The organism is Pseudomonas sp. V98_8, assembly GCF_029967975.1.
GTDB lineage: Bacteria > Pseudomonadota > Gammaproteobacteria > Pseudomonadales > Pseudomonadaceae > Aquipseudomonas > Aquipseudomonas umsongensis.
In genome coordinates this window covers 1-26,148 of sequence record NZ_JASCAE010000004.1, presented here as the reverse complement: position 1 = coordinate 26,148, position 26,148 = coordinate 1, and the positions used below count along the sequence as shown (strand labels likewise).

General features: G+C 59.7%; 20 protein-coding genes. 2 read left to right on the top strand and 18 right to left on the bottom strand.

All coding sequences use genetic code 11. From position 1 onward, the window contains the following. Positions 1–212 precede the first annotated feature (212 nt). The 16 genes from mdoH to hutC form a co-directional block, all read right to left on the bottom strand. Positions 213–2,783 (bottom strand): glucans biosynthesis glucosyltransferase MdoH, encoded by a 2,571-nt coding sequence (gene mdoH / locus QLG10_RS04080; protein ID WP_110755243.1) that lies wholly within the window; start codon positions 2,781–2,783, stop codon positions 213–215. Next, on the bottom strand, positions 2,776–4,593 hold the full coding sequence (locus QLG10_RS04075; protein WP_110755244.1) for a glucan biosynthesis protein G: 1,818 nt from the start codon (positions 4,591–4,593) through the stop codon (positions 2,776–2,778). The genes mdoH and QLG10_RS04075 overlap by 8 nt, the downstream gene beginning before the upstream one ends. Before the next feature lie 320 nt (positions 4,594–4,913). Further along, complete coding sequence (gene dtd / locus QLG10_RS04070; protein WP_020798516.1) at positions 4,914–5,351, bottom strand: D-aminoacyl-tRNA deacylase; 438 nt, start codon at positions 5,349–5,351, stop codon at positions 4,914–4,916. Continuing rightward, complete coding sequence (pip, locus tag QLG10_RS04065) at positions 5,348–6,319, bottom strand: prolyl aminopeptidase (protein WP_033042745.1); 972 nt, start codon at positions 6,317–6,319, stop codon at positions 5,348–5,350. Before pip ends, dtd begins: the two co-directional genes overlap by 4 nt. A 347-nt stretch (positions 6,320–6,666) precedes the next feature. Beyond that, positions 6,667–7,989, bottom strand: a complete 1,323-nt coding sequence (locus QLG10_RS04060; protein ID WP_282485654.1) for a hypothetical protein — start codon at positions 7,987–7,989, stop codon at positions 6,667–6,669. A 121-nt stretch (positions 7,990–8,110) separates the two neighbouring features. After that, on the bottom strand, positions 8,111–8,914 hold the full coding sequence (hutG, locus tag QLG10_RS04055) for an N-formylglutamate deformylase (protein WP_110755246.1): 804 nt from the start codon (positions 8,912–8,914) through the stop codon (positions 8,111–8,113). A gap of 10 nt (positions 8,915–8,924) precedes the next feature. Continuing rightward, positions 8,925–10,130 carry an imidazolonepropionase gene (gene hutI, locus QLG10_RS04050; protein WP_110755247.1) on the bottom strand — a complete coding sequence of 402 codons (1,206 nt, stop codon included), beginning with the start codon at positions 10,128–10,130 and terminating at the stop codon, positions 8,925–8,927. A gap of 125 nt (positions 10,131–10,255) precedes the next feature. Next, entirely contained in the window at positions 10,256–11,788 is a 1,533-nt protein-coding gene (hutH, locus tag QLG10_RS04045; RefSeq protein ID WP_179057042.1) for a histidine ammonia-lyase, read from the bottom strand. Between the two features lie 118 nt (positions 11,789–11,906). After that, entirely contained in the window at positions 11,907–13,430 is a 1,524-nt protein-coding gene (hutH, locus tag QLG10_RS04040; RefSeq protein ID WP_110755249.1) for a histidine ammonia-lyase, read from the bottom strand. A 184-nt stretch (positions 13,431–13,614) separates the two neighbouring features. Then, the gene (locus QLG10_RS04035; RefSeq protein WP_110755250.1) at positions 13,615–14,445 is read right to left on the bottom strand and encodes a glycine betaine/L-proline ABC transporter ATP-binding protein; all 831 of its coding nucleotides are present in this window, start codon (positions 14,443–14,445) and stop codon (positions 13,615–13,617) included. Next, entirely contained in the window at positions 14,442–15,293 is an 852-nt protein-coding gene (locus QLG10_RS04030; RefSeq protein WP_110755251.1) for a proline/glycine betaine ABC transporter permease, read from the bottom strand. Before QLG10_RS04030 ends, QLG10_RS04035 begins: the two co-directional genes overlap by 4 nt. Before the next feature lie 70 nt (positions 15,294–15,363). Next, entirely contained in the window at positions 15,364–16,332 is a 969-nt protein-coding gene (locus tag QLG10_RS04025; RefSeq protein WP_020798508.1) for an ABC transporter substrate-binding protein, read from the bottom strand. 69 nt (positions 16,333–16,401) lie between these two features. Then, positions 16,402–17,874: a cytosine permease gene (locus tag QLG10_RS04020; protein ID WP_188264543.1), complete on the bottom strand. Its 1,473-nt coding sequence runs from the start codon at positions 17,872–17,874 to the stop codon at positions 16,402–16,404. 169 nt (positions 17,875–18,043) lie between these two features. Further along, positions 18,044–19,726 carry a urocanate hydratase gene (hutU, locus tag QLG10_RS04015; RefSeq protein ID WP_282485644.1) on the bottom strand — a complete coding sequence of 561 codons (1,683 nt, stop codon included), beginning with the start codon at positions 19,724–19,726 and terminating at the stop codon, positions 18,044–18,046. A gap of 415 nt (positions 19,727–20,141) precedes the next feature. Further along, complete coding sequence (locus QLG10_RS04010) at positions 20,142–20,711, bottom strand: HutD family protein (RefSeq protein WP_282485642.1); 570 nt, start codon at positions 20,709–20,711, stop codon at positions 20,142–20,144. Beyond that, positions 20,708–21,418: a histidine utilization repressor gene (gene hutC / locus QLG10_RS04005; protein ID WP_162135916.1), complete on the bottom strand. Its 711-nt coding sequence runs from the start codon at positions 21,416–21,418 to the stop codon at positions 20,708–20,710. The genes QLG10_RS04010 and hutC overlap by 4 nt, the downstream gene beginning before the upstream one ends. Positions 21,419–21,564: 146 nt before the next feature. Here hutC and QLG10_RS04000 point away from each other — a divergent pair, with 146 nt between their 5' ends. Further along, positions 21,565–22,929, top strand: coding sequence for a formimidoylglutamate deiminase (locus QLG10_RS04000; protein WP_110751984.1), 1,365 nt, complete (start codon positions 21,565–21,567; stop codon positions 22,927–22,929). 117 nt (positions 22,930–23,046) lie between these two features. On the opposite strand, the gene QLG10_RS03995 is transcribed toward QLG10_RS04000, so the two are convergent. Together QLG10_RS03995 and QLG10_RS03990 are read right to left on the bottom strand one after the other, a co-directional pair. Continuing rightward, positions 23,047–23,616: a lipocalin family protein gene (locus QLG10_RS03995; RefSeq protein ID WP_020797439.1), complete on the bottom strand. Its 570-nt coding sequence runs from the start codon at positions 23,614–23,616 to the stop codon at positions 23,047–23,049. Between the two features lie 31 nt (positions 23,617–23,647). Next, the gene (locus QLG10_RS03990) at positions 23,648–23,902 is read right to left on the bottom strand and encodes a hypothetical protein (protein WP_110751981.1); all 255 of its coding nucleotides are present in this window, start codon (positions 23,900–23,902) and stop codon (positions 23,648–23,650) included. Positions 23,903–24,182: 280 nt separating this feature from the next. Here QLG10_RS03990 and QLG10_RS03985 point away from each other — a divergent pair, with 280 nt between their 5' ends. After that, the gene (locus tag QLG10_RS03985; RefSeq protein ID WP_282485635.1) at positions 24,183–26,075 is read left to right on the top strand and encodes a methyl-accepting chemotaxis protein; all 1,893 of its coding nucleotides are present in this window, start codon (positions 24,183–24,185) and stop codon (positions 26,073–26,075) included. Positions 26,076–26,148: the final 73 nt, after the last annotated feature.

Below are 26,148 nucleotides of genomic sequence, written 5' to 3'. Positions count from 1 at the left end.
GCACGAAATCGACAGTTTTTCCTGAGAAAACCGATAGATACGGACACAAAACGGTCCGGGCGCACCAATTCGGGGAGGGATGCTAACGCACCTGTCCAATTGCACAAGTTTTTTGGGTAATTGATCGTTCCCACGCTCTGCGTGGGAACGCAGCCAGGGACGCTCCGCGTCCCAACGATCAATAAAAAACCCGCTTTCGCGGGTTTTTTTTGTTACGCCAACTGAGGCTGGGCGCTCAGCGGCTGGAGCGGCAACAGCGGTGCATGGGGGTCGGCCTGGACCGACTTGCGCCACGCACCCAACCACCCGGGGTGACCTTCGCTCCACACCTGCTCATGCAAGCGAGCCAATGCCACCGGGTCGCTCAGCAGCTGTACCCGCTCATTGTTGGTCAGGCCTTCAGGCCCGACTTTCATCGCGTGCCGCACCCGCTCGACCCGCAGCCATTCGATCGGCTCGGCCTCACGGTGCCGCGAGGTCGCCAGCGCACACGCCAGGGCGTTCTGCTGTGGATCGACCACCGCGCGGATGAAGCCTTCCTTGAGCGCGTGATAACGGTTTTCATGAGTGTACTGGTCAGTCGCCAGCAACGCCTGCGGTGGATTGTATTCCTCCGGAATCAGGAACAGGCTCTCGTCACGGGACTTGAGACCCAGGCCGACGCGGCTTGAAATCACCGACACCGGGATCGACAACATCAGCGAACCGACGATCGGCACCAACCACCACAGGAAGCTTGGGTTCAGCCAGATCACCAGCAGTGCCCAGAAGAAACCCAGCAAGGTCTGCGGACCGTGGCGCTTGACCGCTTCGCTCCAGGGTGTGGAGTCGTCGTCACGCTGCGGCGAATTCCAGGTCGCGGCCCAGCCGAGGAATGCGGCGAGCACGAAACGGGTGTGGAAAATCATCCGCACCGGCGCCAGCAGCATAGAGAACAACATCTCCAGCAGCATCGACAGCGTGACCTTGAACTTGCCACCGAACTCTTTCGCGCCCTTGGCCCAGATCAGGATGATGCTCAATAGCTTCGGCAGGAACAGCAGCACGATGGTGGTCGAGAATAGCGCAATCGCCTTGTCCGGATGCCATTGTGGCCACAGCGGATAGAGCTGGCGCGGTTCGAGGAAGTATTGCGGCTCCATCAACGTATTGACCGCCAGCAGCGCCGTCGACAACACCAGGAAGAAGAACCACAGTGGCGCCGACAAGTAAGACATCACGCCGGTCAGGAACACGGCGCGGTGCACCGGGTGCATGCCCTTGACCAGGAACAGGCGGAAGTTCATCAGGTTACCGTGGCACCAGCGACGGTCACGCTTGAGTTCGTCCAGCAGGTTCGGCGGCAATTCTTCATAGCTGCCCGGCAAGTCATAGGCAATCCACACGCCCCAACCCGCACGGCGCATCAGCGCGGCTTCGACGAAGTCGTGGGACAGGATCGCACCGGCAAATGCACCTTTGCCCGGCAACGGCGCCAGGGCGCAGTGCTCGATGAACGGCTTCATGCGGATGATCGCGTTGTGGCCCCAGTAGTGGGATTCGCCCAACTGCCAGAAGTGCAGGCCAGCGGTGAACAGTGGACCGTACACACGGGTAGCGAACTGCTGCATGCGCGCATACAGGGTGTCCATGCCCGACGCACGTGGCGCGGTCTGGATGATCCCGGCGTCCGGCGTGGCTTCCATCAGGCGTACCAGACTGGTCAGGCACTCGCCGCTCATCACGGAGTCAGCATCGAGCACGACCATGTACTTGTAGTCACCCCCCCAGCGACGGCAGAAGTCATCGAGGTTGCCGCTTTTACGTTTCACACGACGACGGCGGCGACGATAGAAGATCTTGCCGAAGCCACCGGCTTCGCGGCAGACGTCCAGCCAGGCTTGCTGTTCGGCGACGCATATATCGGCGTCGTTACTGTCACTGAGCACGAAGAAATCAAAGCGATCCAGGTCACCTGTGGCGGCGACCGACTCGAACGTTGCACGCAGGCCGGCGAATACCCGAGGCACGTCTTCGTTACAGATCGGCATCACCAGTGCGGTGCGCGCATCCTTCGGAATCGGCTCGTTGCCAGCGCTTTTGCCGGAGATACGGTATTTATCGTGACCAGTGAGCAGCTCGAGAAAGCCCATCAGCGCGGTCCAGAAACCGGCCGAGACCCAGCAGAACAAAATCCCGAACAAGATCAGGATGCTGGTCTGCAATGCATACGGCAGCACTTGCGTGGCGGTTTGCAACAGCGGTTGGTGCAGGACTTCATCAAGGTCGACGAACGACCAGCCCTGGTACGGCATGATGCCTTTCATGTACCAGCCGGCGACGATGGTTTGTCCGAGCATCAGGACCAACAGAATGTAGCGACGGATCGAACCGACCGTGCGCCAGCGCGCCGCCGGCAGCACATTCTCGTCTTTAGGCGGTTTCGGCGGGTTGGTGCGACCGGTTAGACGTCGCCAGCCGCGCACCAGGATATTGGTACGCCATGGCTCTGGCACGACCTTGGTCCGACGAATCGGCGGGGTCGCCTTCAGGCAGACGCGCCCGCTGGCGTCGAGCGCCAGCATTTCAGCGTCCTGCAACTCTTCAGCGGTGCTCAGGGTCAGGCGCTTGCCAACCGATGCCTGGGCGGCCTCGGTCGGGGCATCAAATGTCGAAGACGACAAACGCTCGTGCAATTCGCTGAAGGACTTGCAGCCCGCGAGTTCCGCGCGCTGCTGGTCGGTCATCGGCAGATGTGCCAGATACTCGGATAGAGTCTCTGGCTGTACTTGAGAATTACTCATCGGCAGGCAACTGGTAGCTCCAGGTCTCGGTCAGGACTTCTTCAGTCGATGCCGATTCCGGTGTGGCTGGGACCGCGTCGGCAGCAGCAGGCTGCTTGGCGTCATTGTTGTTCGCCTTGTCCTTGGCATCTGCGACTGGCTTGGCTTCGGCCTGCTTGGCCTCGGCGGCCTTCGCTTCCTTGTCTGCTTTCTCCGCTTGCTTGGCGGCAACTTTGTCGGCCTTGGCAACGGAAGAAGTGGATGCTGGAATCGAAGTCTTGGCCAGATCGGCAGGCACGATGTTCTGCACCAGTGCAGCACGCATCTCGGTGGACTTGCCCGGGTCCTTGATCTTCATCCGAAGAGTCAGGCGCCAGCCCTTGGTTTCAGGGTTGTAGCGCACGCTGTTCTCGACCAGTTCGGCGTTTTCGCCGACGCTGACCTGGCTGCGCACATCCGTATCCGGGGCCAAAGCCGCCAGGGACGGACCTTCGAAGTCCACCAGATAGGCAACGCTGCCGTCCGGCTGACGAATCAGATTGGACTGCTTGACGTCACCGGTGGATTTGAGGGTCTGACTGACCCAGGCACTGTCCGGTGCGTGCAACGCCGCTTCGTCCATGGTCCAGTGCATGCGATAAGCGAAGTCCAGCGGCTGGCCTGGCTCCGGCATCTTTTCCGGGCTCCAGAACGCCACGATATTGTCGTTGGTTTCGTCGGCGGTCGGAATCTCGACCAGATCGACGGTGCCCTTGCCCCAATCGCCCTTCGGTTCGATCCAGGCGCTTGGGCGCTTGTCGTAGCGGTCGTCGAGGTCTTCGTAGTGGCTGAAATCACGACCACGTTGCAGCAAGCCGAAACCACGCGGGTTCTCGACGGAGAAGTTGCTCACCGCCAGGTGTTTCGGGTTGTTCAGCGGACGCCAGATCCACTCACCGTTGCCGGCATGGATCGACAGACCGCTGGAATCGTGCAGCTCACGACGGTAGTTGAGGACTTTCGATGGCTGGTTGGCGCCGAACAGGAACATGCTGGTCAATGGCGCGATGCCCAGTTTGCCGACTTTGTCGCGCAGGAACATCTGCGCCTTGACGTCGACAATGGTGTCGCTGCCCGGACGCAGGGTCAGGCGGTAGGCGCCGGTCGCCCGTGGCGAATCCAGCAGGGCGAAGATCACCAGGTGCTTGTCGCCCGGTTTCGGCTGTTGAATCCAGAACTCGCGAAAACGCGGGAACTCTTCGCCGGACGGCAGTGCGGTATCGATCGCCATGCCGCGAGCGGACAAGCCGTAGACGTGCCCCTTGCCGACCACGCGGAAGTAGCTCGCGCCCAGCATGGTCATGATTTCGTCCTGCTTGTCAGCCTTGTTGACCGGGTACAGGACGCGGAAACCGGCGTAGCCCAGCTGCTCGGTGGCCTTAGGATCGAACTTGACGTCGCCGAAATCGAAACGACTCGGGTCGTACTTGATCTCTTCGACGGTGTTCGCCGTGATTTCGTTGATTTTCACCGGCGTATCGAAATGCATGCCCTGGTGATAGAACGACAGCTTGAACGGTGTCTTCTGATCGGCCCATTCGGCTTTTTCAGTCAGGAAGCGAATTTTCTGATAATCGGCGAATTTCATCTCGCGAAATTCGTTCGGCAGGTTACTGCGCGGAGCTTCGTACTTTTGCCCGGCCAGCTCTTTTGCCTTGACCGATACATCATCCAGACTGAATGCCCAAAGCTGGCCGGCGCTGAGCAGGCACAGCAGTGCCGAGCCCGCTACCAATGCGCTACGAAACCGTTTGGCAGTCAATTTTGGTGCGTTACAGGGACTAACAATCACGAGCAACCCTCGCCGAAAACAGATCAAAAAACCAACGGCCAGTTAAAGGGCCAGCAGGTATCCGGCACGAAAAAGCCGACTCTGCAGACCACTCTTGCCAAGTTGGCGAGCATTGTTCCGACTCCGCTGGGGCAAAATGATTCCCCAATCGGATCCGGACAAGTCTCTACCTAAGTCAAAATGGACCAACGAACGCTGATCCCCGTAGCGCGCGATTATCTAGTAGGCCGCGTTACAACGCATCAGGGGTAACAAAGTATTTATTGGGATAAACGCCTGTTTTCGACCGAAAAGCGCTTAAAAAGATGTTTCAAGCGCTTTCAGGTCTGTAACAGGAAGGTAACCGGGCCATCATTGACCAGGTGCACCTGCATATCCGCGCCGAATCTACCTGATGCCACAGTGCCATGCACCTGTTTCGCTTTGCTTAATAGATAGCCGAAAAGCTCCTCGCCCAAGGCCGGGGGGGCCGCGGTCGAGAAGCTCGGTCGCAGCCCGCTCTTGGTGTCGGCGGCCAGGGTGAACTGCGAGACCAGCAACAACCCGCCACCCACATCCGCCAGGGACAGGTTCATCTTGCCCTCAGCGTCGCTGAACACACGATAGTTAAGCAGCTTATTGAGAAGTTTGTCGGCGCTGGCCCGCGTGTCGTCCGGCTCGACGGCTACCAGCACCAGCAAACCCTGGTCGATTGCGCCGACCACCTGCCCCGCTACCTCCACCCGCGCGCCGCGCACGCGTTGCAGCAAGCCCTTCATGCTTCTTCAGGCGACAGGTCTAGCAAGCGCCGGGCCATTCGGTCGGCAGCGCGTACCAATGCATCGGTAATCCCCGGCTCAGCGGCGGCATGGCCCGCGTCCCGGATTATTTGCAATTCGCTATTGGGCCAGGCCTGGTGCAGTTCCCACGCGTTATCCAATGGACAGATGACGTCATAGCGTCCATGGACAATCACGCCAGGCAAGTGGGCAATCTTGCCCATGTCACGAATCAGCTGATTCGGTTCAAGGAAGGCGTTATTGGTGAAGTAGTGGCATTCGATACGGGCGATGGACAATGCACGCTGCGGCTCGGAGAAACGATCGACCACCAGCGGGTTCGGACGCAGCGTCGCGGTCCGGCCTTCCCACGTGGACCAGGCTTTGGCGGCGTGCATCTGGGCGATCTGATCGTTGCCGGTGAGTCGTTTATGGAAGGCGTTGAGCAAATCGCCGCGCTCGTCCATCGGGATCGGCGCAACGTAGTCCTGCCAGTAATCGGGAAACAGACGGCTGGCACCCGCCTGATAAAACCATTCGATTTCCTGCGGGCGGCAGAGAAAAATCCCACGCAGGATCAGCCCGTGCACACGTTCCGGATGGGTTTGCGCGTAGGCCAGCGCCAAAGTCGAACCCCAGGAGCCACCGAACAGCACCCACTTGTCGATGCCCAAGTGCTCGCGGATTCGCTCAAGGTCGGCGACCAAGTCCCAGGTGGTGTTGTTTTCGAGGCTGGCATGGGGGGTGGAGCGACCGCAACCGCGTTGGTCGAAGGTGACGATGCGGTACAGGTTTGGATCGAAGTAGCATCGGCTCGCCGCGTCACACCCGGCGCCGGGGCCGCCGTGAATGAACACCACTGGCAAACCTTGCGGTGAACCGCTTTCGTCGACATACAGCGTGTGGGTCTCGTCGACGGCCAGATCGTGCCGGGCGTGGGGTTTGATCTGCGGGTACAAAGTCTGCATTGCGCACTCCGTAAGGGGTCGAGGTCATCCCTGGGGGGACTTCTATTATTCTGCCGTTGGGCATCATAAACCCGATTTACGTCAATGAGCATGCACTTACAGAGTCAGAGTTTTACTACCCGTTTTTTCCGCTATAGGGCTGATCAGTGTCTGATAGAGCGCACCAACCTCGTCAAACTGCCCCCCACCCCCGTAGACAGCCTTGTGCCACCCCCTCTGTGTGTACAGCATCATGGTGAGGCCATCAGCGATCGGTCGCTCGGCATCAAGCTGCAAATCCGAACTGTGGCGACCCTGTTCGGCGCGGTGGCGTCTGACACGAAGCCATGCCCGCGACCCTCAATGGACTACTGTATCGTGAACGTTACAGGCTGACTGACGGCTGATTCATGCCCATGGTAAATTTGCCTTGCAGCCACGTGTTTTTGGCCCTTGTCCCATTTGACGATGCACACCCAAGTAGTGCCCGCCACCGATACCCTTCCCAGTGGTCTCCCGTCGACTGGGTTGATTATTTCCACTGTGGCGCCCTTGTCGCAAAGACCGGACAACATCATTTCACCTTCCTCATGAATGCTTTCAGCAGTCGGGAAGATGAGTTTGGGCGAAGCCACTATGAATTTTATCGCGACCGGATCACTCCAATCGGAAAACTCCGATCCTCGCACTTGTTGTCTCGCCCTGACTTGCCTGGATAAGCCAAAAGACAGAAAACCAGCTTTCACAGACGTATACCAGTTCGTCCCGTATGATTTGCAGCCCACTGGGTTACCGTCAAATTCAACCTCCATGGTTGCCCCGTCCTCACAAGTACCCATCACCAATACCCGCTCTCCCAGAAAGTACGTTGCCTCATCGAGAGGGGTCGTGATTGACGGCGGGGACGGTTTAATAGCGGTTAGCCCGGTCGCTGGGCTGTCATCAGAACGCTCGTCTGATGCAATGAATTTGACCGCAATCGGGGCGCTACCCTGTGACGGCATAAAACCGTTAACTGTTTGCCTTACTCTGAAGGTCGAAGTGATGGGGTAGCTGTGCCAATAAGAGGAGAACCATGTGCCATTGAATACCGCTGCGTGCCCTGGCATCCACCCTCCCTCGGTACTGATAAACACATCCACCTGCGGTTCCCGTTCATTCACGGCTGACCCGCACCCCCCGAGCAGAATGGGGCCATTGCCGCTTCCGATTACATACTCACTGCCTGCAACCGGAAGCGTCATTGTCGGGATGGGCGACTCGATTTGATAGCCCACTTCAAATGAGATTTGATTGCCTGCTTGTGAACGCACCCCATCGACAGTCTGCCTGGCCTTGACCGACACCGTGCCAGCCCCACCTCCCAACCAACCAAGCCACAGACCTGTAGATAGATCTCCTTGAAATGCCCCCCATATTCGATAAGCAAACCATCGAGAGCCCACTATTGCTGCATCAGCCCATTTTGTATTGTTCGGGGTCAGCAACTCGACACTGGTCGCATTCTCATCACAGGTCCCCTCTATCAGAACATCAAAAAAGGCAGCATGCTGGCTGCCTTCAGAGGGGGAAGTGATGGTGGGCGGCTGCGGCATTCGCGGCACCTCACTCAGGACCATTCCATGATCAGCCATTGAATCGTCAGCCAGTAATGAGATCGCAACATCGGGTTCACGAGATTTGTCCAACATATCCTTTCGCTCTCCTTGAGCCTCGCCAGGTGGCCAGCGTAGAAGTTTTTAGCTTGATCAGAGCTAAAACACACCTGTCATAAATGACAGTTCTGACCAATGGCTCTCCGATATCGCCAACTCAGAACGAATAGCGTTGCTTCCCCCAGGCAAGCAAGCCTTGCAGCAACTCTTTCAACACCACCTGCGTCGGCTCTGCCAGGTCTGGCCGATAACGGAACGGCTCGAACTCTTCCATATAGGTGCACTGGCCCAGCTCCAGTTGCACGGCATGAATGTTTTGCGCCGGATTGCCGTAGTGACGGGTGATGTGTCCGCCCTTGAAGCGCCCATTCAGCACATGGCTGTAGTCCGGATGCCCCGCGCAGATCGCTTCCAGTTGAGTTGCAAGCTGTGGATCGCAACTGGCGCCGTTAAAGGTGCCGAGGTTGAAATCCGGCAGTTTGCCGTCGAACAGGTGCGGGATGATCGAGCGGATCGAGTGGGCATCGAACAACAGCGCGTAGCCGAACTCGGCTTTCAATCGCGCCAGCTCGTTGTGCAAGGTGCTGTGGTATGGCGTCCAGATCTGCTCCAGATAGGTCGCGCGCTCTTCTTTCGAAGGCTCCATTCCCTCATGGAACAACGCAATACCGTCGAACAGTGTCGCCGGGTACAGACCGGTGGTGGCGCCGACATACAAAGGCTTGTCGTCGGATGGCCGGTTCAGGTCGATGACAAACCGCGAGTATTCGGCGGCCAGGGTACTGGCACCCAGTTCGGCGGCGAAATCGTACAGCTGCGGGATGTGCCAATCGGTATCCGGCAGGCTTTTCGCGGCGGGGATCAACCCGGCTTCGACCGCGGGGGTCAGGCGCACACCGGCGTGGGGCATGCTGATCAGCAGCGGCACGCGGCCTTGTTTGAAGTTCAGAACCTTATCCACAACTGCTCTCCTACAGACTTGTTTCTACGCCGTGACGCACGACGCGTTTTTCCAGGTCGCCGCCCAGCCAGTAGCACAGGTCGGCCGGACGATCGATTTGCCAGGCAACAAAATCGGCTACCTTGCCCGCCTCCAGCGAACCGTGGGTAGCGGCCATGCCCAATGCCGTCGCGGCATGAATCGTCGCGCCCGCCAGGGCCTCTTCCGGGGTCATGCGGAAACAGGTGCAGGCCATGTTCAACATCAGGCGCAACGACAGCGCCGGCGAGGTGCCGGGATTGAGATCACTGGCGATGGCGATTTTCACCCCGTGTTTGCGCAAGGCCTCCATCGGTGGCAATTGGGTCTCGCGCAGGAAATAGAAAGCGCCGGGCAGTAACACGGCCACTGTGCCGGACTTGGCCATGGCGATGGCGTCGTCTTCTGTCATGAATTCCAGGTGGTCGGCCGACAGTGCGTGGTAACGCGCCGCGAGGCTCGATCCATGCAGGGACGAGAGCTGCTCGGCGTGCAGCTTCACCGGCAAGCCCAGTTCCCGGGCAGTGACGAATACGCGCTCAACCTGGGCAGGGGAAAACGCCAGGTATTCGCAAAAGGCGTCCACCGCGTCCACCAGCCCTTCGGCGGCCAGGGCCGGGAGCATTTCGCTGCAGATGTGATCGATGTAGTCGTCGGCGCGATCGGTGTACTCCGGCGGCAAGGCGTGAGCCGCCAGGCAGGTGCTGCGTACGCTGACCGGCAGTTCGGCACCGAGGCGACGGGCGACCCGCAGCATCTTGCGTTCGTTGGCCAGGTCCAGGCCGTACCCGGATTTGATTTCGATGCTGGTGACACCGTCGCGCATCAGGCTTTTCAGGCGCTTGGCGGCGCTGGCGAACAGTTCATCTTCACTGGCTGCGCGAGTGGCACGCACGGTGCTGGCGATACCCCCGCCGCTGGCGGCGATTTGCGCGTAGCTGACGCCTTGCAGACGCTGCTCGAATTCACCGCTGCGGTTGCCGCCGAACACCGTGTGGGTGTGGCAGTCGATCAGGCCCGGCGTGACCCAGGCCCCATTCAAATCATTGACCACCGGGTACTCGCCGGACGGCAGTTCGCTGCGCGGGCCGACCCATTCGATGAGTGCACCGGACGTCACGATGGCCGCATCCTCGATGATCGAGTACACGCCCTGGGCCATGGTTGCGACGTGGCAGTGTTGCCAGAGGGTTTTCATTCGGTTCCTCCGATGGTTGATCGCTCCACGCTCTGCGTGGGAATGCCTCAATGGACGCTCTTGGGACGCGGAGCGTCCCGGGCTGCATTCCACGCGGAGCGTGGGAACGATCGGTTGGGGGCGGGTTAGAGGCTAGGCAGCAACTTCGCCGCGACCAATTCATTCAAGCAACGCGAAGCCAATAACTCAGTCGCCGCATTGATGTCCGGTGCAAAGAAGCGGTCCTTCTCATAGAACGGCACTTCCTTACGCAGGATGGCCCGAGCCTTTTCCAGCTTCGGCGACGTCTTCAGGCCATTGCGCAGGTCCAGGCCCTGAGCGGCGGCCAGCCATTCCACAGCCAGAATGCCACGGGTGTTCTCGGCCATTTCCCACAAACGCTTGCCTGCGGCCGGAGCCATGGACACGTGGTCCTCCTGGTTGGCGGAAGTCGGCAGGCTGTCCACCGAGTGCGGATGGGACAGCGCCTTGTTCTCGCTGGCCAGCGCCGCTGCGGTCACCTGGGCGATCATGAAGCCGGAATTGACGCCGCCATTGGCCACCAGGAACGGCGGCAGTTGCGACATGTGCTTGTCCATCATCAACGAAATGCGCCGCTCGCTCAGGGAGCCGATTTCAGCGATGGCCAAGGCCATGTTGTCAGCGGCCATGGCCACCGGTTCTGCGTGGAAGTTGCCGCCGGAGATCACGTCACCTTCTGCGGCAAATACCAGCGGGTTGTCGGATACGGCGTTGGCTTCGATCGCCAGCACTTCGGCAGCCTGGCGGAACTGGGTCAGGCAGGCGCCCATGACTTGCGGCTGGCAGCGCAGGGAGTACGGGTCCTGGACCTTTTCGCAGTTCTGGTGAGAATCAGAGACTTCACTGCGCTCGCCCAGCAGGTCGCGGTAGGCGGCAGCGGCATCGATCTGGCCTTTCTGACCACGGGCGGCGTGAATGCGTGCGTCGAATGGCGAGCGCGAACCCAGGACCGCTTCAACGGTCAGGCCGCCCAGAGCCAGGGCTCCGGCGAACAAGTCCTCACCCTCAAACAGACCGCGTAAGGCGAATGCCGTGGATACTTGCGTGCCATTGAGCAACGCCAGGCCTTCTTTCGCAGCCAGGGTCAGCGGAGTCAGGCCAGCGACTTTCAGCGCTTCCCTCGCTTCCATCCACTCGCCTTTGTAGCGTGCCTTGCCTTCGCCCAGCAGTACCAGCGACATGTGCGCCAACGGGGCCAGGTCGCCGGACGCACCGACCGAACCTTTCAGCGGAATGTGCGGGTAGACCTCAGCGTTGATCAAGGCGATCAATGCGTCGATCACTACACGACGAATGCCGGAGAAACCACGGCTCAGGCTGTTGACCTTGAGCACCATGACCAGACGCACCAGCGCGTCGCTAATCGGCTCGCCAACACCAGCCGCGTGGGACAGCACCAGCGAGCGCTGCAGGTTTTCCAGGTCTTCGCTGGCAATGCGGGTCGAGGCCAGCAGGCCGAAACCGGTGTTGATACCGTAAGCGGTGCGGTTTTCGGCGAGGATCTGCTCCACGCAGGCGACGCTGGCTTCGATCTGGGCCGCGGCGCTATGGTCGAGGGTGATTTTGACCGGTTGCTGATAAACATCACGCAATTGGGCAAGGCTCAGTTGGCCAGGAATCAAGTTAAGCGCAGTCATTTCATGCTCCTTTTGAGAGTTTGTTATTAACTACCAGACGCTCCGGATTGATCCGTTGTCCGTCGCTTCCCTCTTTTTGAAAGGGCTGGCGCCTTGGCACGCTGGTTGGGTATGGAAATCAGTTCAGATTCGGTAAAGCCTTTTGCAACAAAGCCGGGTCTTTCAAAACGCCGGCAGCGGCGGCGATGTCCGGCGCCAGCCAGCGGTCCTGATCGTAGGCCGGCACGCGTTCGCGCAGCAGGCGCCACGCGGCATCGGTGCCAGCACCAAAACGCTGTTCTTTCAGGAACTCGAAAGCCTGGGCCGCCAGCAAGTACTCGATGGCGAGAATCTGCGTGCAGTTTTCCAACGCGCGGTGCAGCTTCAATGCGGCGTTGGTGCCCATGCTCAGGTGGTCTTCCTGCAAGCCCGAGGTGACGTAGTTGTCGAGCACCGCCGGTTGCGCCAGTTGGCGATTTTCCGCACACAGCGACGCGGCGACGTACTGCACGATCATCATCCCGGAGTTCACCCCCGGGTTGGCCACCAGGAACGCCGGCAAGCCGCTGACGTGCGGGTTGATCAAACGGTCCAGGCGCCGCTCGGCGATGGAGCCGATTTCGGCCATGGCAATCGCCAGCAGGTCCGCCGCCATTGCCACGGACTGGCCGTGGGGATTGGCCTGGGACATGACGCGGAAGTTGTCCGGTGTACCCAGCAACAACGGGTTATCCGTGCAGCCGTTGAGTTCGGTTTCGATTTGCTTGATCGCGTGCTCAAGCTGATCGCGAGCGGCGCCGTGCACTTGCGGAATCGAGCGGATACTCAATGCATCCTGCGTACGAATGCCTTTGCTTTGGGCAATCACTTCACTGCCATCGAGCAGCGCCCGCAAATTGATCCCGACCTGTTGCATGCCCGGATGCGGCTTGAGGGCGATGATCTCGGCATCGAACGCTGCAATCTGGCCACGCTGGGCCTCGAAGCTCATGGCGCTGATCACATCGGCCCATTGCAGCAGTCGCGTGGCGTCGGCAATGGCCAGGCAACTGAGGCCGCTCATGCACGGCGTACCGTTGACCAGGCACAGCCCGTCCTTGGCGCCGAGTTGAACCGGTTGCAAGCCCTCTTCGGCCAACGCTTGTTGCGCCGACACGACTTGCCCGCGATAGCTGACGTTGCCGACACCCAGCAGGGCGATGCTGATGTGGGCCATGTGGGTCAGGTAGCCGACCGAACCCTGAGACGGCACTTGCGGAGTGATGCCGCGATTGAGCAACGCCAGCAAGGCTTCGACCACTCGGCGATGAATGCCGGATTTGCCGTGGGAATAGTTACGGATCGCCGCGCACATGATCGCGCGAGTCTGTTCGTCGGCCAGTGGAGCACCCACGCCACAGGCGTGACTGAGCAAGGTATTGCGCGACAGTTGGCTGAGTTGTTCGTCTTTGAGCGAAACGTTGCACAAAGCGCCCAGCCCGGTATTCACGCCATAGGCGCGTTCGCCGCTGGAGACGATGCGCTGGACGATCGCCTGGGCATTTTCGATGCGAGCCCAGGCCTGCTCCGACAGCTCAAGCTGTGCGCCATGGCGGGCTACGGCAACCACATCCTGCCAACGCAACGGGGCATCGGCGATAACGATTTTTTCAGCCTGGGACATCATTAACCTCATACAAACTCTTTTGACTAATGAAACTCTGTGGCGAGGGGATTTATCCCCGTTGGGCAGCGAAGCGGCCCCAAAACATGCCACCAGAGTTTCTCAGGCATACCGCGTCTAATGGCTTTACGACTGCTACGCAGCCGAACGGGGATAAATCCCCTCGCCACAAAAGCGGTGCTGTTTACACCACCGCCGCCCGTCGCTGCACGAACCGGTCGACATACTCATCCGCTGGCGAATGCAGGATCTCTCGCGGCGTGCCGACCTGGATCAGGCGGCCGTCCTTGAGGATCGCGATGCGGTTGCCGATGCGCACGGCTTCATCGAGGTCGTGGGTGATGAAGACGATGGTCTTGTGCAGGGTCTTTTGCAGTTCCAGCAACTGGTCCTGCATCTCGGCGCGGATCAGCGGGTCGAGGGCACTGAAGGCTTCGTCCATCAGGATGATATCGGTGTCCGCCGCCAAAGCACGGGCCAAACCCACACGTTGACGCATGCCGCCAGAGAGCTGGTGCGGGTATTTGTTTTCGTAGCCCTTGAGGCCCACGGTGTTGATCCAGTGCAGCGCGCGCTCGGCGCACATCTGCTTGCTCTCGCCACGGATCTTCAAGCCATAGGCGACGTTGTCCAGTACGGTCTTGTGCGGCAGCAGGCCGAAACTCTGGAACACCATGCTGATCTTGCGCCGGCGAAATTCGCGCAGGGCTTCCATGTCGTATTGCAGGATGTCCACACCATCCACCAGGATTGCGCCGCTGGTCGGGTCGATCAGGCGATTGAAGTGGCGCACCAAGGTGGATTTGCCGGAACCGGACAGGCCCATGATCACGAAAATCTCGCCGCTGCCGATGCTCAGGGACAAATCGTTTACCCCGACCACGCAGCCGGTTTCGGCCAGCACCTGATCCTTGGTCTTACCCTGGCCAACCATCGCCAAGGCATCCTTGGCACGGTTGCCGAAAATCTTGAAGACATTCTTGACTTCAATCTTGCTCACGGTTGCGTTGTTCATTTGCTCACCTCATGCCGTGCGCGACCGTACGCTTGTGTAATGCGGTCGATCACCACTGCCAGAATCACGATCGCCAGACCGGCTTCCAGGCCGCGTCCGACGTTGAGGGTCTGAATCCCCACCAACACGTCTTCGCCCAAGCCACGGGCACCGATCATCGAGGCGATCACCACCATCGACAGGGCCATCATGGTGGTCTGGTTGATCCCGGCCATGATGCTCGGCAGGGCCAGCGGCAGTTGCACGCCGAACAGTTGCTGCCAACGGTTGGCACCGAAGGCGTTGATGGCTTCCATCACCTCGCCGTCAACCTGGCGAATGCCCAGGTCGGTCAAACGGATCAGCGGTGGCGCGGCGTAGATCACGGTCGCGAAAATCGCCGGAACCTTGCCCAGGCCGAACAGCATCAGCACCGGGATCAGGTACACGAAGCTCGGCATGGTCTGCATGATGTCCAGCAACGGCATCAGCACCGAACGCAGGCGATTGCTGCGCGCCGAGAGGATGCCCAACGGGATGCCGATCAGCACTGAAATAACCGTGGCCACCATCATCAGTGCCAGGGTCTGCATCAGCTTGTCCCAGAGGCCAACCGCGCCCACCAGGAACAGCAAGCCGACGATCACGCCGGTGGTCACGACTTTGCGAGTGGCATGCCAGGCAACGCCCGCCACGATTGCCAGCATCAGCCACCAGGGCGCCGCACGCAGCAGCCCTTCAAGATTGACGATGGCCCACAACAGGGTGTCGGAGATGCTGCGGAACACATCGCCGTAGTTGGTGACCAGCGAATCGACCCAACCGTTGACCCAGTCGGCGATGGAAAAGGTAAAGCTTTCGGGAAACATAAGAGACTCTCAATCAAGGGGTTGCGATCAAGCATCCGACAGCCGTTACCGACTGCCGGAGAAGCCCAACCTACAAGGCCGCGTCGATTTTCTTGGCTGCGTCTTCACTTACCCAGGCGTGCCAGACTTCAGGATGTTCCTTCAAGAAGATCTTGGCCAGTTTTGGCGACTCGATCCGCTCTTTGGTCATGCGGCCCAGGTTCTGGTTCAGCAGGTCGATCGGAATGTTGACCTTGTCCAGCACGGCCACCAGTTCCGGCGCTTCGTCGTGGAAAGTCTTGGACAAGCCGACCTTGATGGTCACGGTCTTGTTCACACCGGGTTTCTCTTCGAGCTTCACTACGTCGACCTGGCCCATCAATGGCGTCGGCGACCAGTAGTAGAACAGGATCGGCTCGCCGCGCTTGTAGCTCGACAGTACGGCGGCATCCAGCGCCGGGCCGGTGCCTGGGCGGAAGTTGGTGTAGGTGCTTTCCAGGCCGTAGCTCTTGAGCATTTCGCTGTTGTCCAGCTCACAGGTCCAGCCGGCCGGGCAGTTGTAGAAACGCCCTTTGGATGGCTCTTCAGCGTCCTTGAACACGGCGGAGTATTTGCCCAGGTCAGCGATGTTTTTCAGGTCCGGAGCCTTGGCTTCCAGCTTGCGCTTGGCATCGCCTTCGATTACGTAGCGCGGCACGTACCAGCCTTCGATCGCGCCGACGACCGGAGCGCCGACCCCGACGACCTTGCCGGCCTTCTCGGCCTTGTTCCAGACCTCGCTGCGGCCGACCCACTCTTCGGCGAACACCTGGATATCGTTGCTGCTCAGGGCGTTTTCCATGGTGATGGAGTTGCCCGGCAGGCTGTCGGTCTTGCAGTCGTAGCCTTTTTCCAACACGACTTGCATCACGTCGGTCAGCAACATGGCGCTTTCCCAGTTCAGGCCGGCGAATTTCACCGGTTTGCCCGACTCGCACCAACCCGCCGCCTGAGTGGCGCCGGCACTGGCCAGCAGGCCCATGGAAAGCAATGTGGTCAGCAGGGTCTTGTTCGATTTCATTGTAATGACGCTCCTAATCATGAATTGGCTTACGGCAGTCAAGAGGCATCCAGCCCTGTCCACGTCCAATCAGGCCTGCGCCGCAGCACGACCGGCCCCGCTTGTTATAGGTTCTACAACGCTGTCCTGCTCGACCGGCAGAATCAGGTGATCGGGCACTGAGCCGTGCCATTTTTTCGCACACACGTAGTACAGGGCTGCAGGGATCACCAGACCGATGATCCAGGAGATATCCACCCCTCCAAGGGCATCCACCAGCGGACCGGTATAGAACTTGGTGGCGATGAACGGCAGCTGCACCAGCACACCGAAAACATAGACGCTGATACCAAGGGTGTTCCAACGACCGTAGCGGCCATTCGGATCGGACAGCGCCGGCACGTCATAGCGCTCGCGGGTGATGCAGTAGTAGTCCACCAGGTTGATCGCGCTCCATGGCGTAAAGAACGCCAGCAGGAACAGGATGAAGGACTTGAACGCGCCGAGGAACGAGTGCTGGCCGAGCAAAGCCATCAAGGTCGCAGCCCCGACGATGACCAGCACGAAGGCTAGACGCTGCAAGCGCGTTACCTTCAAGTCACCACGGAAACCGCTGATGATGGTCGCGATGCACATGAAGCTGCCGTAGGAGTTCAGCGTGGAAATGGTGACCTTGCCAAACGCAATGCTGAAATACAGCAACGCAGCGGTGGCGCCGGTACCGCCCAAACCAACGATGTAGGCGACTTCGTGGCCAGCGAATTGTCCATTGGCCGAAGCAGCAGCAAACACACCGAGAATCATCGCCACTTGTGCGCCAATCACCGAACCTGCGCCTGCGGCGAAAAAGGTTTTCACCGAGGAAGTCTGGCTCGGCAAGTAGCGTGAATAGTCAGCCACGTAGGGGCCGAAAGCGATTTGCCAGGACGCCGCAAGCGACACGGCCAGCAGAAAGCTGCTCCAGCTGAAATGGCGAATTTCCAGCAGTGCGCCAACGTCAACCTGACTCATCAGACGGCTGAACAGGTAAACAAAGGCAATCACACCAATGACACTGGCAACACGGCCGATCCAATGGATCACCCGATAACCGAGCACAGTGACCAGCACGATGACACTGGCGAAGATGAGGATCCCGACGCTGTCGCTGACGCCAAACAACTGCCCCAGCGCCTGGCCGGAAAGCACGGTGCCCGTGGCGGTGAAGCCCAGGTACATAAGGCAGACCAGCACGATCGGGATGGCCGCGCCATAAACTCCGAATTGCACACGGCTGGAGATCATCTGCGGCAGGCCAAGCTTGGGACCTTGCGCGGCATGCAACGCCATTACGCCGCCGCCGAGCACTTGTCCGATCAGCAAACCGATCAACGACCAGAACACATCACCGCCGAGCACCACGGCCAAGGCTCCGGTAACAATCGCGGTGATTTGCAGGTTGGCACCCATCCACAGGGTGAACTGGCTAAACAGACGACCGTGTCTTTCCGCTTCCGGGATGTAGTCGATCGAACGTTTCTCGATCAACGGTTTGTTGCCTGCACGCTCGCTGCTGACAGCCATGGTTCAACCTCTGTGGATTGTTTGTCGATGTCGTTTTTGTTCTATGTAGGAGCTGCCGCAGGCTGCGATCTTTTGATCTTCGGCGTCACTGATGACGCCAAAAGATCGCAGCCTGCGGCAGCTCCTACAGGTTATGCGTCGGGCCACCCATTACAGGCGGCCCGCATTTTTATTTACCGGTAATCATCGGCAGGTTCAGCCCTTGTTCCTTCGCGCAGTCGATCGCGATCTGATAACCGGCATCGGCGTGACGCATGACGCCGGTCGCCGGGTCGTTGTGCAGAACGCGCGCGATACGCTCGGCCGCTTCGTCAGTACCGTCGCAGACAATCACCATGCCCGAGTGCTGGGAGAAGCCCATGCCGACGCCGCCGCCGTGGTGCAGGGACACCCAGGTCGCGCCGCTCGCGGTGTTGAGCAGGGCGTTGAGCAGTGGCCAGTCGGACACGGCGTCGGAGCCGTCCTGCATCGATTCGGTTTCGCGGTTCGGGCTGGCAACGGAACCGGAATCCAGGTGATCGCGACCGATCACGATGGGCGCCGACAGCTCACCGCTGCGCACCATTTCGTTGAACGCCAGGCCCAGCTTGGCGCGCAAGCCCAGGCCAACCCAGCAGATACGTGCCGGCAGGCCCTGGAAGCTGATGCGCTCGCGCGCCATGTCCAGCCAGTTGTGCAGGTGGGCGTCGTCCGGGATCAGCTCTTTTACCTTGGCGTCGGTCTTGTAGATGTCTTCAGCGTTGCCCGACAGCGCCGCCCAACGGAACGGGCCGATGCCACGGCAGAACAGTGGACGGATGTAGGCCGGTACGAAACCCGGGAAGTCGAATGCGTTTTCCACGCCTTCTTCCTGGGCCATCTGGCGGATGTTGTTGCCGTAGTCGAAGGTCGGGATGCCTTGTTTTTGGAAGGTGAGCATCGCCTTGACGTGCACGGCCATCGATTGCTTGGCGGCCTTGATCACCGCAGCCGGTTCGGTCTTGGCGCGAGCGCGATATTCGTCCCAGGTCCAGCCAGCTGGCAGGTAACCGTTGAGCGGGTCGTGGGCGCTGGTCTGGTCGGTGACCATGTCCGGGCGCACGCCGCGACGGACCAGTTCCGGGAGGATTTCAGCCGCGTTACCCAGCAGGGCGATGGAGATCGCCTTGCCTTCCTTGGTGTATTTGGCGATGCGCGCCAGAGCGTCGTCGAGGTCTTTGGCCTGTTCATCGACGTAACGGCTTTTCAGGCGAAAATCGATGCTGACCTGCTGGCATTCGATGTTCAGCGAGCATGCACCAGCCAAGGTGGCCGCCAGAGGCTGCGCACCACCCATGCCGCCCAGGCCGGCGGTCAGTACCCACTTGCCTTTGAGGTCATCGTTGTAGTGCTGGCGACCGGCTTCGACGAAGGTTTCGTAGGTGCCCTGGACGATGCCCTGGCTGCCGATGTAGATCCAGCTGCCGGCGGTCATCTGGCCGTACATGGCCAGGCCTTTGGCGTCGAGCTCGTTGAAGTGCTCCCAGCTCGCCCAGTGCGGTACCAGGTTGGAGTTGGCGATCAGGACGCGCGGGGCGTTGGCGTGGGTCTTGAACACGCCGACCGGCTTGCCGGATTGCACCAGCAGGGTCTCGTCGTCGTTCAGGTGGGTCAGGCTCTCGACGATCTTGTCGTAGCACTCCCAGTTACGCGCCGCACGACCAATACCACCGTACACCACCAGTTCCTTGGGGTTCTCGGCGACTTCCGGGTCGAGGTTGTTCATCAGCATGCGCAGCGGCGCTTCGGTCAGCCAGCTCTTGGCGGTCAGCTTGTTACCGCGGGCAGCGCGGATTTCAACGTCACGAAACTTGGTAGTTTTATTGTCAGTCACGAAAAAGACTCCTCAGCGATCAATCCAAACCAACCCTGGCGGTGGGTAAGCCAGCCTGTGCGCGTCAACGCGCCACAAGCGAATCAGTGGACGTTGCGGGGAGTCTCGATCGACTCATACGCATACGTCTTTACTTGTACATACAAGCATATGCAATCAAGCGGCCAACTTGTTGGATGAGCATTCAAGAAAAATTCAGAAATGGCTGGAGAGCGCCTGGATCAAGGGTTGCGGCGTAGATGAAAATTTTCGAGGGGATTTTTTGAAGAGGGGTGGCGTTGTTACTTGAGCGTGGTTTTGCGCCACGCTGGGGCGTTCGGTAACAAAGTGGTGCGCGATGGGAAACAGGAAAGGTGATTGCTTTTGTGGCGAGGGGATTTATCCCCTCGCCACATGAGATATGTTTAGCAGTTAATCAACGCACAGACAGCTCAATCACGCAGCAGGCACCATTGCTGGAGACTTCCAGCAGGCCGGTGTTACCGATGAGTTGCAGGCAATCATGACGACCGAGTTGCGAAGCAGCGTTACCGGCCTTCACCTCAAGCGCATCGCTGACGCTGAACACCAGCACAACCCCCGCCTCACTGAAAAACCGCTGCTCACCGCTCAGCCATTGCAGCCGTGCGCTGTATCGCTGCGGCGCGTATATCAGGTTGAAATCGCGGATCGGCCCACCCAGCAAGGTGCACGACACCTGGCTCTCGCCACTGAAGGCAAATGGATCGATCGGTAACAACGGTCGCGTGACCTGACCGTCGACCGACAAGGTCATGCCATCGCCCTGCAACACGGTGATGATTCGCTCATAGCCGGCGAAGGTGGAAAACCCGCCCGACTCGCCAATGTCGGCAATCGACAGGCGCCAGCCGAAACCGTCCAGCCCAGTTCCGGCGTCACGAGTGATCTCTTCGGTGCTGCCGCCGCCGTTTTTCCACGGCATGCGCGGGTAATCTTTGGCGCGTAAAACTTTCAAACTGCTCATTTATGAAAGCGTCCTTCCAGACGATGACGGGAACCGGGGTGGATCAGGCGGGCGGCGGTCACCGGTTGACGGCCGGACCAGGTGCGGCGACGGATCAGCAGGCACGGCTCGCCTTTTTCAATCTGCAGCAACTTGCATTCGGACGGCTCGGCCAGAATCGCCTCGACCACGTGCTCGCCTTCGGTCAGCGGCGCGACCTGGTTCAGATAGGCGTACGGGGTTTGCAAGGTGAAGTCCTGCTTGAGGTAGTCAGGCGCCACCAGTGCATTGACGAAACGGTCTTCGATTTGCACCGGAATATCGTTTTCGAAATGCACGATCAACGAGTGGAACACTTTCTGGCCTTCACGCATGTCCAGCGCCAGGGCGCGTTCGGAGCCTGCTGCCTCTTCTTCAAGAGTGATCACCTTGCAGGTGTGGCGATGGCCACGGGAGGCGATTTCGTCGGCAATGTTGTGCACTTCAAACAGCGCGGACTGGCTTTTTGGCTCGGCGACGAAGGTGCCGACGCCTTGCATGCGCACCAACAGACCGTCGGCGGTCATTTCGCGCAAGGCGCGGTTGATGGTCATACGGCTGAAACCCAGCTGGCTGACCAGCTCGCTTTCCGACGGAACGCGGTAGTGCGGCGGCCAGTTACCGCTGTCGATTTGCTGGGTGATCATCTGTTTGACGCGGGCGTACAAGGGCGCCGGACTGTCGCCCATGTTCGCGGCCAACGGAGAGACTGGAGGCGGAGTCGGCACGGTTAATCCTTGGTCGTTTGATTGATATCGCTAGCTTGCCGGAGTTTACCGGGCAGGCAAACGTCTGTATATGTATATACAAATAACACACGATGGGGTGCTGAACCATGTCCGCCTTCTTTGCCGAACGCGCGCTGCTGCCTAACGGATGGGCCAACAATGTACGTCTTGAGGTCAGCGCCGATGGCGTCCTGACCCATATCCAGGCCGATTCCCATGCAGATGACGCCGAACGGTTAAGCGGTCCGCTGCTGCCAGGCATGCCGAACCTGCACTCCCACGCCTTCCAGCGGGCCATGGCCGGGCTGGCGGAAGTGGCAGGCAACCCGAATGACAGTTTCTGGACCTGGCGCGACCTGATGTATCGCCTCGTCGGAAAAATCAGCCCGGAACAACTCGGCGTCATTGCCCGCCAGCTGTACATCGAAATGCTCAAGGCAGGCTACACCTCGGTGGCCGAATTTCATTACGTGCACCACGACACCCACGGCCAGCCTTACGCGGATCCCGCCGAACTGGCGCTGCGCATCAGCCAGGCCGCCAGCGCTGCCGGTATCGGCCTGACCTTGCTGCCAGTGCTCTACAGCCACTCAGGTTTCGGTGGCCAGACGCCAAACGACGGTCAGCGTCGCTTCATCAACAGCACCGAGAACTACCTCAAGCTGCAATCGCGACTGCAGCCGATACTGGCGCAACAACCCGCTCAGTCCCTGGGTTTGTGTTTCCACTCATTGCGTGCGGTCACACCGCAACAGATCAGCGAAGTGCTGGCGGCCAGCGACAAGCAATGCCCGGTGCACATTCACATCGCCGAACAGCAAAAAGAAGTGGACGACTGCTTGAGCTGGAGCGGTCGTCGCCCGCTGCAATGGCTGTATGAAAATACCGAAGTCGATCAACGCTGGTGCCTGGTCCACGCCACCCACGCCAACCCGGAAGAAGTCACGCTGATGGCCAAGAGCCGGGCCATTGCCGGCTTGTGCCTGACCACCGAAGCCAACTTGGGCGACGGGATATTCCCGGCGGTGGATTTTCTTGCCCAGGGCGGGCGCATGGGCATTGGTTCCGATAGCCATGTGTCGTTGAGCGTTGTGGAAGAACTGCGGTGGCTGGAATACGGGCAACGCCTGCGTGATCAACGGCGCAATCGCTTGTATGGCGCGGATCAGCCGATGGTCGGCCGCACGCTGTTTGATGCTGCACTGGACGGCGGTGCGCAGGCGTTGGGGCAACCGATAGGTGCATTGGAGGTTGGCAAGCGTGCGGACTGGCTGGTACTGGACGGCAGTGATCCTTACCTGGCCACTGCGAGCGGCGATGGCATCCTGAATCGCTGGTTGTTTGCCGGTGGAGATCGTCAGGTGCGTGATGTACTGGTCAATGGCCAGTGGGTCGTGCGTGACGGGCGGCATGCCGGGGAAGAGGAAAGCAATCGCGCCTTCACTCAAGTCCTGCGCGAACTTTTAGGCTGACGAATACAACTGTGGGAGCGGGCTTGCTCGCGAAGGGGTCATCACACTCAACAGAGATGTTGACTGACAGACCGCTTTCGCGAGCAAGCCCGCTCCCACATTGTTATGCGCTAACCGTCAGTTGGAGGTCTTGGCCATCTGCGTATCCGACGCTCGCCAGATCAGCCGCGTGGTGTCGTAACCCTGCTGACGCGCCTTGCTCAGCAACTCTTCACGCACCACACCGTTGACGGTCGGGGTGCGCGCTAACAACCACAGGTAACGGCGGCTAGGATCGCCAACGATGGCAGTCTTGTAGTCATCGCTGACGTACAACACCCAGTATTCACCCTTCGCCACACCCGGTATCAACCTTGAAAACCAGGTATCGAATTCAACCCACAATTTGTCGGTCTTGCCTGGCACCTGTGGATAAGCCGTGCCCCTGACCTCTTCCCATTCCCACTGCGGGGTCAAGCAGCGATTCAACACCGCGACGTTACCGTCAGGCTTGAGTGTGTAGTGGGCTTCGGACTGCGCACAGTCGCGCTGGAAGTACATCGGCAGTCGCGCCAACTCGTACCAGGTACCTTGATAGCGCTTGAGATTGACACTGTTGGCGGTTTTGGGCGCCAACGGGTCCTGGCCAGAACTGGCACAGCCGGCCAACACCAGGCCGGCAAAAAGCATGATCAATAACCGCTTCATTGTTTTTCTCCCGCGGGCACGTGGCCCCGGTTTACTTCAGGCCTTGGCCGGAAAACATCAACACTTTGTCACCAGCGAACTGCACGCTGATAAAGCTCTTCTCGTCGCCCCATGTGCAACTGGACATACCAAGCGCGCCTGAGCAATCGGTAGGTTTGCCCAAGAGGGTCTCGACCTCGGCCTTGGCCATTCCTGACGACAGCTTTGAGTAGTTTTCCTGATTGACCTTGCTGCACGCAGCCAACAACACGCAAAACGACAGCAGGGCGATGGATCGCAGCGACATGTGAAACTCCACGGACGAGGGGATTGGCATGACTGCCAAGCTGAACCTTAGAAGAGAAAAGCCCTATCTGGTTCCCTGTCCGACGGCCTATTTGTAAGGCCGCTCGTCTATCTTTTCGCAAAAATCCGGAACTTCGTCCCGTCGCCCGGGTATTTCATCGGTTTTTGCATAAAGCGCCTAATCTTTGGCGCCGTTCTGTCGACATACAAGCAACGCTAAGCCACGCCCGTGGCATTTGCTCCCCCTTTTGTAGACCCGATCTCCTGCGGTAGCTCATCCAATGACCAGAAACATGAAATTCAGCCACAAGATCTTGTTGGCTGCCGCCCTCGTGGTGGCCGTCGCATTCGCTTGTTTCATCCTGTTCAACGACTATCGCCAGCGCCAGACTTTGCGCAGCAGCACCGAAGCCTCGATGCAGGAACTTGGCAGCCTGACCACCAGCAATATCCAGACCTGGCTGGAAAGCCGCATGCAATTGCTGCAATCGATGGCCCAGCAGGTCAGCGCCGACGGTAACGCCCCCGTCAGCCTGAAACGAATCATCGACCTGCCCGCCTACACCGGCAACTTTCAGTTGAGTTACTTCGGTGGCGCCGATGGCGTGATGTTCTCAGTCCCGGCAGGCAATCGCGCGCCGGATTACGACCCGCGCACCCGCGGCTGGTACAAGGCTGCGAACAGCGCGCAACAGACCATCGTCACCGAACCGTACATCGCCGCCTCTTCCGGCAAGCTGGTGATCACGGTGGCAACCCCGGTTCAGCACCAGGGCCAGATGATTGGCGTTGCTGGCGCCGACATCGACCTGTCCAGCGTCAGTGCGATCATCAACTCGCTGAACTTCGGCGGCCACGGCCATGCCTTCATCGTGGGTGCCGACGGTAAGATCCTGATTCACCCGGACAGCAAATGGGTGCTCAAAAAGCTCACCGACGCTTACCCCAACGGTGCGCCGACCGTCAGCCCGGGCATGAAAGAAGTCGAGATTGATGGCAAAAGCCAGTTCATCGCCTTCACCCATGTCAACGGGGTGCCGTCTGCAGACTGGTACGTGGCACTGGTGCTGGACCAGGACACTGCGTTCTCGATGCTGAGCCAATTCCGCACCTCGGCGATCATCGCCATGGTGATTGCAGTGGTGATCATCATCGCGTTGCTGGGCATGTTGATCAGTTTCCTGATGCAGCCGTTGCTGACCATGGGCCGTGCCATGCACGACATCGCCGAGGGCGAAGGTGACCTGACCAAACGCCTGACCATCCACGGCCATGACGAATTCGGTGCACTGGGGCTGTCATTCAACCGTTTCGTTGAACGCATCCACACCTCGATCAGCGAAGTGTCCTCGGCCACGGGCCAAGTCAACGAAGTGGCCCTGCGTGTTGTCGCCGCGTCCAATTCGTCGATGTTCAACTCCGATCAGCAAGCCTCCCGCACCAGCAGCGTCGCCGCCGCGATCAATCAGCTCGGCGCCGCCGCCCAGGAAATCGCCCAGAACGCCGCCCTCGCCTCACAGCACTCCAGCGATGCGCGCGCGCTGGCCGAAGAGGGCCAGCAGGTGGTGGATAAGACCATCTCGGCGATGCACCAGCTTTCGGCAAAGATCAGTGACTCGTGCGGCAACATCGAGACGCTCAACAGCAACACCGTCAACATCGGGCAGATTCTTGAGGTGATCACCAGCATCTCCCAGCAGACCAACCTGCTGGCGCTCAACGCGGCAATCGAAGCCGCGCGCGCCGGTGAGGCCGGACGTGGTTTTGCCGTGGTTGCCGACGAAGTGCGCAACCTCGCCCACCGCACCCAGGACTCGGCGCAGCAAGTGCAGAAGATGATCGAGGAACTGCAAGTCGGCGCCAGGGAGGCGGTCACCATCATGACCGACAGCCAGCGTCAGAGCGAAAGCAGCGTCGGTATCGCCAACCAGGCCGGTGAGCGCCTGGGCAGCGTGACCCAGCGCATCGGCGAGATCGATGGAATGAATCAATCCGTTGCGACCGCAACGGAAGAACAGACAGCCGTGGTGGAATCGATCAACGTCGACATCACCGAGATCAACACGCTGAACCAGGAGGGCGTGGAGAACCTGCAGTCGACCTTGCGCGCCTGTGCCGACCTTGAACAGCAGGCGGCGCGGTTGAAGCAGTTGGTGGGTAGTTTCCGGATCTAAGGCGCTCTTGCGGGCCCCTTCGCGAGCAGGCTCGCTTGTATGGTAGGACTTGAAGGGAGGAGGAGGGACAAGG

Coding starts and splice junctions, on each gene's coding strand:
- mdoH (WP_110755243.1), bottom strand. CDS start 2,783: ATGAGTAATTCTCAAGTACAGCCAGAGACTCTATCCGAGTATCTGGCA.
- dtd (WP_020798516.1), bottom strand. CDS start 5,351: ATGAAGGGCTTGCTGCAACGCGTGCGCGGCGCGCGGGTGGAGGTAGCG.
- pip (WP_033042745.1), bottom strand. CDS start 6,319: ATGCAGACTTTGTACCCGCAGATCAAACCCCACGCCCGGCACGATCTG.
- QLG10_RS04060 (WP_282485654.1), bottom strand. CDS start 7,989: ATGTTGGACAAATCTCGTGAACCCGATGTTGCGATCTCATTACTGGCT.
- hutI (WP_110755247.1), bottom strand. CDS start 10,130: ATGAAAACCCTCTGGCAACACTGCCACGTCGCAACCATGGCCCAGGGC.
- hutH (WP_179057042.1), bottom strand. CDS start 11,788: ATGACTGCGCTTAACTTGATTCCTGGCCAACTGAGCCTTGCCCAATTG.
- hutH (WP_110755249.1), bottom strand. CDS start 13,430: ATGTCCCAGGCTGAAAAAATCGTTATCGCCGATGCCCCGTTGCGTTGG.
- QLG10_RS04035 (WP_110755250.1), bottom strand. CDS start 14,445: ATGAACAACGCAACCGTGAGCAAGATTGAAGTCAAGAATGTCTTCAAG.
- QLG10_RS04030 (WP_110755251.1), bottom strand. CDS start 15,293: ATGTTTCCCGAAAGCTTTACCTTTTCCATCGCCGACTGGGTCAACGGT.
- QLG10_RS04025 (WP_020798508.1), bottom strand. CDS start 16,332: ATGAAATCGAACAAGACCCTGCTGACCACATTGCTTTCCATGGGCCTG.
- QLG10_RS04020 (WP_188264543.1), bottom strand. CDS start 17,874: ATGGCTGTCAGCAGCGAGCGTGCAGGCAACAAACCGTTGATCGAGAAA.
- QLG10_RS04010 (WP_282485642.1), bottom strand. CDS start 20,711: ATGAGCAGTTTGAAAGTTTTACGCGCCAAAGATTACCCGCGCATGCCG.
- hutC (WP_162135916.1), bottom strand. CDS start 21,418: ATGGGCGACAGTCCGGCGCCCTTGTACGCCCGCGTCAAACAGATGATC.
- QLG10_RS04000 (WP_110751984.1), top strand. CDS start 21,565: ATGTCCGCCTTCTTTGCCGAACGCGCGCTGCTGCCTAACGGATGGGCC.
- QLG10_RS03995 (WP_020797439.1), bottom strand. CDS start 23,616: ATGAAGCGGTTATTGATCATGCTTTTTGCCGGCCTGGTGTTGGCCGGC.
- QLG10_RS03990 (WP_110751981.1), bottom strand. CDS start 23,902: ATGTCGCTGCGATCCATCGCCCTGCTGTCGTTTTGCGTGTTGTTGGCT.
- QLG10_RS03985 (WP_282485635.1), top strand. CDS start 24,183: ATGACCAGAAACATGAAATTCAGCCACAAGATCTTGTTGGCTGCCGCC.